Annotated in this window: 13 protein-coding genes and 1 pseudogene; 13 read left to right on the forward strand and 1 reads right to left on the reverse strand. The window is 36.5% G+C overall.

From position 1 onward, the window contains the following. Window positions 1-10: 10 nt before the first annotated feature. The 12 genes and pseudogenes from murJ to tnpC (UtA1_RS06145) all read left to right on the forward strand — a co-directional run bounded on the left by murJ (window position 11) and on the right by tnpC (UtA1_RS06145) (window position 11,271). Window positions 11-1,537: a murein biosynthesis integral membrane protein MurJ gene (gene murJ / locus UtA1_RS06090; RefSeq protein ID WP_096550381.1), complete on the forward strand. Its 1,527-nt coding sequence runs from the start codon at window positions 11-13 to the stop codon at window positions 1,535-1,537. Window positions 1,538-1,629: 92 nt separating this feature from the next. Next, window positions 1,630-2,764 (forward strand): annotated as a pseudogene (locus UtA1_RS06095) (IS3 family transposase). A 310-nt stretch (window positions 2,765-3,074) separates the two neighbouring features. Then, window positions 3,075-4,061, forward strand: coding sequence for a UDP-glucose 4-epimerase GalE (gene galE, locus UtA1_RS06100; protein ID WP_096550382.1), 987 nt, complete (start codon window positions 3,075-3,077; stop codon window positions 4,059-4,061). Between the two features lie 126 nt (window positions 4,062-4,187). Next, window positions 4,188-4,385 (forward strand): hypothetical protein, encoded by a 198-nt coding sequence (locus tag UtA1_RS06105; RefSeq protein WP_096550383.1) that lies wholly within the window; start codon window positions 4,188-4,190, stop codon window positions 4,383-4,385. Next, window positions 4,375-4,728, forward strand: coding sequence for an IS66 family insertion sequence element accessory protein TnpB (gene tnpB, locus UtA1_RS06110; protein WP_197722754.1), 354 nt, complete (start codon window positions 4,375-4,377; stop codon window positions 4,726-4,728). The genes UtA1_RS06105 and tnpB (UtA1_RS06110) overlap by 11 nt, the downstream gene beginning before the upstream one ends. Window positions 4,729-4,775: 47 nt before the next feature. Next, window positions 4,776-6,350, forward strand: a complete 1,575-nt coding sequence (gene tnpC / locus UtA1_RS06115) for an IS66 family transposase (protein WP_096550384.1) — start codon at window positions 4,776-4,778, stop codon at window positions 6,348-6,350. 234 nt (window positions 6,351-6,584) lie between these two features. Continuing rightward, on the forward strand, window positions 6,585-6,782 hold the full coding sequence (locus UtA1_RS06120; protein WP_096550383.1) for a hypothetical protein: 198 nt from the start codon (window positions 6,585-6,587) through the stop codon (window positions 6,780-6,782). Further along, complete coding sequence (tnpB, locus tag UtA1_RS06125; RefSeq protein WP_197722754.1) at window positions 6,772-7,125, forward strand: IS66 family insertion sequence element accessory protein TnpB; 354 nt, start codon at window positions 6,772-6,774, stop codon at window positions 7,123-7,125. The genes UtA1_RS06120 and tnpB (UtA1_RS06125) overlap by 11 nt, the downstream gene beginning before the upstream one ends. Window positions 7,126-7,172: 47 nt before the next feature. Beyond that, window positions 7,173-8,747, forward strand: a complete 1,575-nt coding sequence (tnpC, locus tag UtA1_RS06130; RefSeq protein WP_096550385.1) for an IS66 family transposase — start codon at window positions 7,173-7,175, stop codon at window positions 8,745-8,747. 206 nt (window positions 8,748-8,953) lie between these two features. Then, window positions 8,954-9,280, forward strand: coding sequence for an IS66 family insertion sequence element accessory protein TnpA (gene tnpA, locus UtA1_RS06135; RefSeq protein ID WP_096550386.1), 327 nt, complete (start codon window positions 8,954-8,956; stop codon window positions 9,278-9,280). Beyond that, window positions 9,270-9,626, forward strand: coding sequence for an IS66 family insertion sequence element accessory protein TnpB (tnpB, locus tag UtA1_RS06140; protein WP_096550387.1), 357 nt, complete (start codon window positions 9,270-9,272; stop codon window positions 9,624-9,626). The genes tnpA and tnpB (UtA1_RS06140) overlap by 11 nt, the downstream gene beginning before the upstream one ends. Before the next feature lie 49 nt (window positions 9,627-9,675). Further along, window positions 9,676-11,271 carry an IS66 family transposase gene (tnpC, locus tag UtA1_RS06145; protein WP_096550388.1) on the forward strand — a complete coding sequence of 532 codons (1,596 nt, stop codon included), beginning with the start codon at window positions 9,676-9,678 and terminating at the stop codon, window positions 11,269-11,271. Window positions 11,272-11,555: 284 nt separating this feature from the next. Here the strand turns inward: tnpC (UtA1_RS06145) and UtA1_RS06155 are convergent, their stop codons facing one another. Next, window positions 11,556-12,047 carry a sigma-70 family RNA polymerase sigma factor gene (locus UtA1_RS06155; RefSeq protein WP_096550389.1) on the reverse strand — a complete coding sequence of 164 codons (492 nt, stop codon included), beginning with the start codon at window positions 12,045-12,047 and terminating at the stop codon, window positions 11,556-11,558. A gap of 323 nt (window positions 12,048-12,370) precedes the next feature. Here UtA1_RS06155 and UtA1_RS06160 point away from each other — a divergent pair, with 323 nt between their 5' ends. Beyond that, window positions 12,371-12,859: a competence protein ComK gene (locus UtA1_RS06160; RefSeq protein ID WP_172597836.1), complete on the forward strand. Its 489-nt coding sequence runs from the start codon at window positions 12,371-12,373 to the stop codon at window positions 12,857-12,859. Window positions 12,860-12,921 lie beyond the last annotated feature (62 nt).

Below are 12,921 nucleotides of genomic sequence, written 5' to 3' on the forward strand. Positions count from 1 at the left end.
TATGTAATTTATGAAAAAAGCTGCATTTCTTATTATTATATTAACGATAGTTGTCAAAGGATTAGGTTTTATAAGAGATATTGTAATTTCTTATTATTACGGTGCTTCTTATATTAGTGATGCTTATTTATTATCATTAACAATACCAACATTTTTTTTTAGTTTTATTTCTATGGGAATTACAACAGGTTTTATTCCAACTTTTACAAAAATCGCTGATAATACTAATGAAACTCAAGCTATTAGTTTTACAAATAATTTGACCAATGTATTATTGTTTTTTTGTACTCTAATAATTGTTATTGGAATAATTTTTACTGAACCAATAGTAAAAATTTTTGCAATTGGCTTTGAAGGTGAGACACTTAGATTAGCTGTAGATTTTACAAGAATAGGTTTTATAACGTTATACTTTTATGTATTAACTGCAATTTATAGTGGATATCTACAAATTAAAGGCGATTTTGCAACACCAGTTTTAGTTGGATTTCCAATGAATATTATAACAATGATTGTAATATTCATAAGTACAAAAACCAGTTTAGTTGTTTTAGCTTATGGAAGTGTATTAGCAGCATTTTCGCAAATTTTATTATGGTTACCTGCAATAATAAAAAAAGGATATAAATATAAATTTACTTTTAATATAAAAGATAAAAATTTGAAGGAAATGTTCGTAATAGCAATTCCTGCAATTATTGCTTTGAATATAAATCAAATAAATGTACTAATTGATCGCACATTAGCTTCCACTATAGCACCGGGAGCCATGTCCTCTATTGATTATGCAAATCGATTAAATATTTTTATGAATAGTCTCTTTGCGGGTTCAATTGCAACTGTATTATATCCTACAATGGCAAAAATGGCATTGAAAAAAGATAAGATGGGTTTGAACAGCTCAATGCAAGAGGCATTAAATATCGTTACTATTATTACAGTACCTTTATCAGTAGGAATGATAATTTTTTCTGAACAAATAATACAAGTATTATTTGGTAGAGGTGCATTTGATAGAATCGCAATATATATGACTTCTCAAGCTTTATTATATTATTCTATAGGGATTTCTGCATATGGTTTTAGAGAGATATTATCACGTGCTTTCTATGCAATAACTGATACTAAAACTCCTTTGATAAATAGTGTATACTCGATGATCTTAAATATTTGTTTAAATTTTATTTTATTAAAATATTTGGGGATTGGTGGACTTGCTTTATCAACAAGTCTTTCAGCAATATTTATGGTTATTTTATTATCGATAAATTATAATAAAAAGATTGTTAGAATAAACTATAAACCTATTATTGTAACACTGTTGAAGTGTAGCATTGCCTCAATCTTAATGGGCTTAAGTACTTTACTTATATTTGAAATTCTTAGTAGTAAAATTATTTTAACAATAGCTTTAATTATTTCGGTAGTTATTGGAGTAATATTATATTTACTACTAATTTATTTATTTAAAGTTAGAGAACTTTATTTAATAATTCTTTTATTAAAAAGCAAGTTGAATCAATTTCATAAATCATAGTTTTTCTGAAGTATAGTAGATGTAGTATAGATTTATGGACACAACTTGGTTAAGTCATTAATATTAAACTAACGAAAGGTTGTGTCCGAATCATGAGTCAAAAACGGTATAATCAAGAATTTAAACAAACAGTAGTTGAGCTTTATCGCTCAGGCACTCCAGTCAGTCAACTCTCTAGCGAATATGGTGTTTCAGAAGTAACGATTTATAAATGGATTAAGCAACTCTCTCCAATTGAATGTGAACAGGAATTAACTTTGGCTGATATAGAAGCCATTCAAAAGGAAAATCTTCGATTAAAACAGGAGATCGAAATCTTAAAAAAGGCTATGACCATATTCGCGAGAAAATAGATGAGCAAGAACTGATTGACTTGATTACAAAAGAAAGCGAACATCATCCAATCCAAATGATGTGTCGTGTTTTAAAGATGCCTAAAAGTACGTATTATCAATCGTTTCACAAGAAGCCGAATAGCTATCATGTCGCCAACGAACAACTGCTTGAACGAATTCGAGCAATCCATAAAGAAAGTAAGGGTCGTTATGGGGCCCCTAAAATCTTTGAAATACTTAAAAAAGAAGGCTATACAGGCAGTATCAATCGAGTTCAACGTTTGATGAAACAAGCAGGCATCCAATTATGTATTGTAAAAAATTCCGCCCAACACCAACACAAAAGCCCGTAGAAGAACGAGAAAATGTATTAAATCAAGATTTCACTACAACAACAATCAACGAAAAATGGGTAGCTGATATTACATATGTCCATACGCTTCGTGATGGTTGGTGTTATCTAGCGTCCGTTCTTGATTTACATACAAAAAAAGTGGTCGGATATAAATTCTCTCGTACCATGACAACAGAAATTGTGCTGGAAGCACTTCAGAATGCGATTCAAGATCAAAAGCCCGATCCTGGTCTTATCGTGCATACAGATTTAGGAACACAATATACAAGTGAAGCCTTTCAAAAACTACTAAAAAAACATGAAATGGTTCCGTCATTTAGTCGAAAAGGATGTCCATATGACAACGCTTGTATTGAATCTTTTCATGCCATATTGAAAAAAGAAGAAGTGTATCTAACCAAATACGAAAGCTTTGAGACAGCGAGAATTGCGTTATTTCAATTCATCGAAGGTTGGTATAATCGCAAACGAATTCATGGAAGCATTGGTTATTTGACACCGGATGAATACGAAAAAATGTGCCGAATAGCAGCATAAAACATGGGGTACAGAACACTTTCCCCCTTCACATTTTTTTGGCACAACAGCCATGGGTTTATTTCTCCACGTCCCAAGTAGATTGTCAAAGGCTCTTTTCACTTTGACAATCTGCTTGGGACGTGGTTCAATCCATGAATGGTTGTTGTGCAAAAAAACTTAATCTTTTTGTGTCCAAAAACTTTACGTAGATCCATTTTTTGTAAAATAATTAAAGGTTTTCATGAATAATGTCGCCATAGTTTATATGATGTGATAATCTTTTTAGGAATGAATAGACTTATTTAATAATAAAATGGGGTTGAATAGGATGAAAATTTTAGTAACAGGAGGAGCGGGATACATCGGCTCACACACATGTGCCTCTTTAATGAAGGAAGGGTATTCATTAATCATTGTAGATAATTTTTCAAACAGTAAGCCTCTAGTTTTAGAAAATCTCAGAAAATTAATTGATAATTTTATTTTTTACAATATCGATGTAACGGATGAAGAAGCGTTGGAACAGGTTTTTGCTAAGCATGATATTGATGGAGTCATTCATTTTGCCGGTTACAAGGCGGTCGGAGAATCTGTTGCAAAGCCTTTGAATTATTATATAAACAATGTGGGAAGCACGATGATTTTAGCGAAGGTCTGTCAAAAATACAATGTGAATAAATTTGTATTCAGCTCTTCTGCAACCGTTTATGGTGAAAATAAAGTGCCTTTTAAAGAGGAAATGGAGCTATTGCCGACAACGAACCCTTATGGAGAAACAAAAGCCATGAGTGAAAGGATTTTAATGGATTTGGCAAAGGCGAATCCGAAGTTTGCCGTTTCTATTTTAAGATATTTTAATCCTGTCGGTGCCCATGAGAGCGGGTTGATTGGGGAAGATCCGAATGGGATTCCTAATAATTTGATGCCGTATATTACAAAAGTGGCAAAAGGCGAGTTGGAAAAGTTGCGTGTGTTTGGCAATGATTATCCAACTCCAGACGGTACGGGCATTCGGGATTATATTCATGTGATGGATTTGGCAGAGGGACATGTGGCGGCGTACAAACATTTGACAGAAGGTGTGCATATATATAATCTCGGAACTGGAAAAGGGACAAGCGTGTTGGAGTTGGTGCATGCCTTTGAAAAAGCGAACGGCATCAAAGTGCCATATGAAATTGTAGAACGCAGACCGGGCGATATTGCGATTTGCTATGCGGATGCTTCCAAAGCTGAAAGAGAATTAGATTGGAAAGCGAAACGGGATATTGTTGATATGTGCAGGGATGCGTGGAGGTTTGAAAGCGGGATATGAGGCGTTTAACACCTTATATCCTGTTATTTTTTATGTAAAAAGTAAGCCCGAATTCAAACGACGCATATCAATCGATCGTACCTCCCTGTAAGATAGAGTTATCGATTACAGAGGAGGTGTTTTTGTTTGGCAGTTGAAAAATTAAATATCGTCCCTGTCAATTTGGAATCCGATTCTGATTCAACTTCACCCTCAACGAGTCGTGGTCCTCTCAAACCTGTATGCGTTATTCAAGCAACAAATTTTAAAATCTCCTTTTACCCCGGTGTAAAACCTCACATCATTCAAACGGTCATCAAGGAGTTGAATAGCAGTGATTCATGATTTTACTAAGTGTAAAAATATCTATATCATTTGTGGTCGTACGGATATGAGAAAAGGAATTGATGGTCTTGCCACCTTAATTCAGGATTCTTTCGAACTGGATCCATATAGCAACGCCATTTTCTTATTTTGTGGACGGAAGAAAGACCGCTATAAATGTTTGTATTTTGATGGAGATGGCTTCGCCATGTTATACAAACGAATCGATAACGGCAAACTCCAATGGCCCAGAAATGAAAATGAGGTTCGAAATTTGACTCAACAGGAGCTTCGATGGTTACTCGAAGGGCTCTCGATTCAACAACCTAAAGCCATCCAAAAATCGAAAAAAGGTGCCTTCTAAATACCGATTCATGATATAATCAAGTCTATATAGAATCAGTACGGAAAGTGGTGGATGTTGTGAACAATGATTCAAACGAAAAGTTAATTCAGTCATTAGAAGAGCAACTAGCTCATGCCAATCAAAAAAATGATGAACTGTTGAAACAAATTGAATTATTGTCACAACAAGTTCGTTATTTAACTAAACGGCTTTATGGCTCAAAATCTGAAAAATCAAAGTATCAAGCTCCAGACGGACAGTATTCTTTGTTTGATGACGACTCTTTTTTTAATGAACCTGAGCACACAGGAGAAAAAAGCACGGACACTGTGACATACACAGTTGTTCGTAAACGACATAACAAGAAAAAACGAAATGATTCTTTTATGGATGGTTTAGAAATTGAAGAAATTCATCATCATCCAGAAAACTTACAATGCGAGTGTTGTCAATCACCTATGACAGAGATTGGCAGCACGATTGTACGAGAAGAAGCAAAATTCATACCAGCTACTATGAAGCGTGTTCAGCATATTGAACACGCTTATGAGTGCAGGTCTTGTAAAAAAGATTCGAATAAAGACTCACAAATCAAACGTGGAAAAGCACCGCAACCTGCCATTCTGCGAAGTATCGCAGGACCAACGGTCTTAGCAAAACTCATCTATGATAAATTTATTCTTTATTTACCCTTATATAGGCAGGTAAAGGAATGGCATCGTTATGGTTTACTAACCAATGATAAGAACCTATCCAACTGGGTGATTCGCACTGCAGAAGATTGGCTTCTTCCATTATATAATCGGATGAAAGAAACGCTCTTGAAAAAATCTATCCTTCATGTCGATGAAACCTATGCCCAAGTTTTGAACCGCTCTGATGGGAAGCCAGCCCAGTCTAAGGCTTACAACTGGGTATTCCGTAGCGTAGCATCTCAAGGTCCAGCAATTGTTCTGTTCCATAGTGCTTTATCTCGAAGTCGGGAAATTTTGACTGACTTTATAAAAGGCTTTAAAGGAACGATGATCTGCGATGGATATTCTGCATATCATGATGTGCCAAATATTCATTTTGCCAACTGCTGGGCTCATGTTCGTCGATACTGGTTAAAAGCTGATAGTAAAAATGGACGGATTGGTGTGGATTATTGCAATCAACTTTATCGGTTAGAACGTAAATTTAAAAAACTTCGACCGAGTGAACGTAGAAAAGCAAGACAAAAGGAGTCCAAACCAATCGTCGAGGCATTTTTTAAATGGATTGATGAATCTCCTTTCTATGGGAAGAATGCCCTTGCAAAAGCTGCGGAGTATACATTGAAGCACGCCGAAGGCTTAAAAGCTTTTCTGTATGATGGACGCATTGAAATGGACAACAACCCAGCTGAAAATGCGATTCGGCCGAATGTCATTGGACGAAAAAACTGGCTGTTTTCCGTGAGTGAATCGGGAGCCGATGCAAATGCCATCTGTTTAAGCTTGGCTGAAACGGCAAAAGCTAATGGAATTGATTTTTATCAATACTTAGTGAAAGTATTGTCGGAACTCCCAAGTTTACCAATCCATCAACAGCCAGAAATATTAGATCGCTATTTGCCATGGTCGAAAACAATTTGTGAATCATGTGCAATGGCAAAATAGCCCTTAATCCGAAAAAATATTGGATTGAAGGGCTATTCGTCGTGCGTACCAGAAGGGTGCGCATTTTTTTATTTATCTCACATATTTCGGGCTTACTGTAAAAATAATTATTGTAATGTAAGCCCGAATTCAAACGACGCATATCAATCGTAAGCCCGAATTCAAACGACGCATATCAATCGATCGTACCTCCCTGTAAGATAGAGTTATCGATTACAGAGGAGGTGTTTTTGTTTGGCAGTTGAAAAATTAAATATCGTCCCTGTCAATTTGGAATCCGATTCTGATTCAACTTCACCCTCAACGAGTCGTGGTCCTCTCAAACCTGTATGCGTTATTCAAGCAACAAATTTTAAAATCTCCTTTTACCCCGGTGTAAAACCTCACATCATTCAAACGGTCATCAAGGAGTTGAATAGCAGTGATTCATGATTTTACTAAGTGTAAAAATATCTATATCATTTGTGGTCGTACGGATATGAGAAAAGGAATTGATGGTCTTGCCACCTTAATTCAGGATTCTTTCGAACTGGATCCATATAGCAACGCCATTTTCTTATTTTGTGGACGGAAGAAAGACCGCTATAAATGTTTGTATTTTGATGGAGATGGCTTCGCCATGTTATACAAACGAATCGATAACGGCAAACTCCAATGGCCCAGAAATGAAAATGAGGTTCGAAATTTGACTCAACAGGAGCTTCGATGGTTACTCGAAGGGCTCTCGATTCAACAACCTAAAGCCATCCAAAAATCGAAAAAAGGTGCCTTCTAAATACCGATTCATGATATAATCAAGTCTATATAGAATCAGTACGGAAAGTGGTGGATGTTGTGAACAATGATTCAAACGAAAAGTTAATTCAGTCATTAGAAGAGCAACTAGCTCATGCCAATCAAAAAAATGATGAACTGTTGAAACAAATTGAATTATTGTCACAACAAGTTCGTTATTTAACTAAACGGCTTTATGGCTCAAAATCTGAAAAATCAAAGTATCAAGCTCCAGACGGACAGTATTCTTTGTTTGATGACGACTCTTTTTTTAATGAACCTGAGCACACAGGAGAAAAAAGCACGGACACTGTGACATACACAGTTGTTCGTAAACGACATAACAAGAAAAAACGAAATGATTCTTTTATGGATGGTTTAGAAATTGAAGAAATTCATCATCATCCAGAAAACTTACAATGCGAGTGTTGTCAATCACCTATGACAGAGATTGGCAGCACGATTGTACGAGAAGAAGCAAAATTCATACCAGCTACTATGAAGCGTGTTCAGCATATTGAACACGCTTATGAGTGCAGGTCTTGTAAAAAAGATTCGAATAAAGACTCACAAATCAAACGTGGAAAAGCACCGCAAGCTGCCATTCTGCGAAGTATCGCAGGACCAACGGTCTTAGCAAAACTCATCTATGATAAATTTATTCTTTATTTACCCTTATATAGGCAGGTAAAGGAATGGCATCGTTATGGTTTACTAACCAATGATAAGAACCTATCCAACTGGGTGATTCGCACTGCAGAAGATTGGCTTCTTCCATTATATAATCGGATGAAAGAAACGCTCTTGAAAAAATCTATCCTTCATGTCGATGAAACCTATGCCCAAGTTTTGAACCGCTCTGATGGGAAGCCAGCCCAGTCTAAGGCTTACAACTGGGTATTCCGTAGCGTAGCATCTCAAGGTCCAGCAATTGTTCTGTTCCATAGTGCTTTATCTCGAAGTCGGGAAATTTTGACTGACTTTATAAAAGGCTTTAAAGGAACGATGATCTGCGATGGATATTCTGCATATCATGATGTGCCAAATATTCATTTTGCCAACTGCTGGGCTCATGTTCGTCGATACTGGTTAAAAGCTGATAGTAAAAATGGACGGATTGGTGTGGATTATTGCAATCAACTTTATCGGTTAGAACGTAAATTTAAAAAACTTCGACCGAGTGAACGTAGAAAAGCAAGACAAAAGGAGTCCAAACCAATCGTCGAGGCATTTTTTAAATGGATTGATGAATCTCCTTTCTATGGGAAGAATGCCCTTGCAAAAGCTGCGGAGTATACATTGAAGCACGCCGAAGGCTTAAAAGCTTTTCTGTATGATGGACGCATTGAAATGGACAACAACCCAGCTGAAAATGCGATTCGGCCGAATGTCATTGGACGAAAAAACTGGCTGTTTTCCGTGAGTGAATCGGGAGCCGATGCAAATGCCATCTGTTTAAGCTTGGCTGAAACGGCAAAAGCTAATGGAATTGATTTTTATCAATACTTAGTGAAAGTATTGTCGGAACTCCCAAGTTTACCAATCCATCAACAGCCAGAAATATTAGATCGCTATTTGCCATGGTCGAAAACAATTTGTGAATCATGTGCAATGGCAAAATAGCCCTTAATCCGAAAAAATATTGGATTGAAGGGCTATTCGTCGTGCGTACCAGAAGGGTGCGCATTTTTTTATTTATCTCACATATTTCGGGCTTACTATCAATCGATTGTACCTCCCTGTAAGCGCCAAATATCCCACACCTTCTAACCATTTTGATGTTTTGTGATAATGAGATCAACATCAAAAGTTAGGAGGTTTTTATTTTTATGTCCCCAGATGAACGAAAACAATTGTGGCAACAACGAATTGAATCTTATCAATCTAGTGGAGAGTCAAGTGTAAAAGCTTGGTGCAAACAAAATCAAGTAGGTCACCAAAGTATGTATAAATGGATGAAAAGACTAGAGTTAGAAACAACTGAAACTTCACGGACTTCCCCTCAATGGCTAACTGTTGAAGTATCCCATCCGTTGGATGAAAAAAACTCCCCGCTCATCGTTAACATTGGGGAATTTTCCATTGAAGTAAAAGAAGGTTTCAATCCACTCCTTTTCAACGAAGTGGTTCAGGTGCTGAAAACATATGTTAAGTAAAACACCCATTCAACATGTTTATTTAGCAGCGGGGACAACGGATTTACGCAAGTCGATTGATGGATTAGCAGCCATTGTTCAAATGAGCTTTCAGTTAAATCCTTTCTCTTCTAATCTCTTTGTTTTCTGTAATCGGAAACGAGATAAATTGAAAATTCTCCATTGGGGTCACAATGGGTTTTGGTTGTACTATCGTCGTTTAGAGAAAGGGGTCTTTCAATGGCCTGATGAAAGAACTCCCGGCCCTTTGTGCATCACTCCCCGCCAATTCAGTTGGTTGCTCGATGGTCTTTCATTTGAACAAAAACAAGCACATGAACAAGTATCAGCTAAAATCATGGTTTAAAAGGAATTTGACATTGACCTGTCAATTCCTTTCCTTTATTCTTTAACTTATGAACAAACACAAACAAACCAATGAATCAACAATTGAAGAACTGCAAGCGAGAAATGCGGAACTCAAAAAACAAAATGAAGCCTTACAGGCTAAAATCAAATGGTTGGAAGAACAATTCCGCCTTAGCCAACATAAAAAATTTGGGGCTTCCAGTGAAAAAACGAATCCGGATCAACTCGAACTTCCTCTTTTTAATGAAGCTGAAATCACAGCGGATGCCAAAGTGGAAGAACCTACACTTGAAACCATTACTTATAAACGGAAGAAGTCTGTAGGACAACGCGATGCAAAACTAGAGAACTTGCCGACGGAAACGATTCACTATCGTTTAGCCGAAGAAGAGCAGGTTTGTTTGTGTTGCGGTGGAACCGTACACGAAATGAGTACGGAAATACGAAGAGAAATCAAGATTATTCCTGCTCAAGTAAAAGTCGTTGAGCATGTTCAACATATTTACAGTTGCCGTCAATGTGAACGGGAAGGAATCGAGACACCGATTGTCACAGCCAAAATGCCAACACCAATTTACCCAAAAAGTTTGGCATCTGCATCGGCTATGGCCTATATCATGAACCAAAAATACGTGGAAGGAATGCCTCTTTATCGTCAAGAAAAGCAGTTGGAACGATTCGGTGTGTATTTATCACGCCAAACGCTCGCCAACTGGATGATTTATGGTGCAACCAATTGGCTTTCCATTCTATATAAACGGATGCATGAGCTATTACTCGAAAACGATATTCTACATGCGGATGAAACTACACTTCAAGTTCTAGCAGAACCTGGACGAAAAGCGGATTCGAAGTCTTATATGTGGATGTATCGAACAGGACGAGACGTACCGCCAATCATCTTATATGATTATCAAACGACTCGTCACAGTAAACATCCGAAGGCTTTTCTAAAAGGATTTAAGGGATATCTGCATGTAGATGGATATGCAGGATATCATGAATTAAAGGATGTCGAACTGGTAGGGTGTTGGGCACATGCAAGGCGAAAATTCGATGAAGCACTGAAGGCATTACCAGCCAATGTGGATAAAACATCATCAACCGCTGCAGAAGGAATTCAATTCTGTAATCAATTATTCCAGATTGAAAGACAAATCAGTGAAAAATTTGAGAACTGTACTCCCGAACAGCGCAAAGAATACCGTCTTGAACACAGTAAACCTGTGTTAGACGCTTTTTTGGCATGGCTAAAAACAAAACGCCCTCAAGTTCCCCCAAAAAGCAAATTGGGAGAGGCAATTACATATTGTATAAATCAATGGAGTAAGCTCATAGTGTTTTTAGAAGATGGTCGACTTGAAATCGATAATAATCGTGCAGAACGATCGATTAAACCATTCGTGATGGGCCGGAAGGCATGGCTATTTGCACAATCGATGAAAGGTGCATCAGCCAGCGCTATTATTTATAGCATTGTCGAAACAGCTAAAGAGAATCAATTAAATCCATTGAACTACTTAACCTATCTTTTCGAACAATTACCATTGATAGATTACAATGATGTAGAAGCCATTGATCAACTCCTTCCTTGGTCGAAGACAATTCCAGAAAAATGTCGCGTACCAAATAAAACTAAATAGAGCATATAATAAACGCCCACGAAAAAACACGTGGGCGTTATTTTACGCTTACGTTTGTTATGCAGACGTTTCGAAAGCTGAAAAAGAATTAGGTTGGAAAGCCACACGAAATCTTATTGACATGTGTAGAGATGCATGGAGATTTGAAAGTTCAATATAGGTGCCCAGCACAACTAATTGGATTTAAAGACTGTGCTAGGCACCTGTGCAGGTACCTTGTATCTATTCTTTAATTTGAGACAACAATCAGGCCCCCAATACATAGTTGCTAACTGATCCCACTCTCACCCCAACTCCTCCCGCAACCGTTTGATCAATCGATTTCTCCGTTTCTTCAAAGCTGAAACAGAAACATGATATTTCTCCGCTAGTTCATCGTATTTATATCGGTAAACATAAAGATCCAACAGCAGTTCCATTTCTTCCTTCGAGACGATTGTCTCCAGCTTCAAAAAAATATCCGAACAGCTTGACTGTCCACCGTTTTTGATTTCCATCTGTTGTGCTAAAAATGTAAGAGTTTCTTTGTCGAAGCTTGTACAATGTTTCTCATAATGATTTTCCTTGCTCATTTCTCGGTAAATCGTCGTGAGCATTGTGCGATAAGCATATGGTGCAAATGGGCCGTAAGAAGGTTCATAGTTTCTCCATGCATTCCATAATGCGATTGTTGCACAATGACGATAATCGTCGTGGTTTTTGTACACTTTTGCTCGTTTTACTACGCTATAAATCATCGGTGTATATTGTTCGAGTACTTGATCAAATGTTTCCATCCTTCTTCTCCTACGATCAGCACTGATCAATATTCCCGGGTGCTACTATCGTAAGAGAAAATTTATATTTTTTCGAATTGACTATTACCATGATTTTCTACTAATAATTACTAGATTTTTCTATACTATTATCTATAAATTAAAGAAAATTTTAAAAATTTCATAATTTTTTATTGTATTTTTTTGTTTATTCTGTATAATTTTAGTTAAGTAGTAAAAACGATTCAATTCTATGATCCTTTATAAATAAAGTTGGAGAAGTTCGTTAACTATTTACTATTTCAAAATTGATGAATCAAATTAGCATAGGAGGAAGTTATTGTATGAATGAATTCAATGAATTGGACATGATGAAAAATTTCAATGTTTTTGCAATTACTCCTTTCTATACTAAAGTGCATTCATCTCAGGTTTTGACTTATGATTATGGGAAAATAGCTTCAACCAAAAACACGTATCAGCTTCTGGATGACATTTGTATTTATTTCGGTTCAGATTTAAATGGTCGACTAAAATCAGCGAGAAGAATTTTAAGAAAACGGAAAAATCCGCCCATTACTATTTCAGAAGAAAGAGGAATTGTAGCCTGTCAATTTCCTTATAAAGATTACCGAGAACCATTATGGGTTATTGATTTAACATTCAAAGTTCAGCCTGTTGATAAAAATCATTGCCATATTATATTCCATAATAACGAGCGCTTTCTTATTCGATTATCAGCGGAAAAAGTGTGGGAAAGAAGAAGACTTGCCCTTGCATTGTTATGTGAAACAAAATATATTTCAGGCAGGAGAAGTTTTATCAATTTTTAATGGAATATTTTTTAAAATCTGTTAAACTATTGTTGCCATTCTCCTCTTCATCATAAAGGGAC

The organism is Ureibacillus thermosphaericus (genome assembly GCF_002370195.2).
In the GTDB taxonomy this organism is placed as follows: Bacteria; Bacillota; Bacilli; order Bacillales_A; family Planococcaceae; genus Ureibacillus; species Ureibacillus thermosphaericus.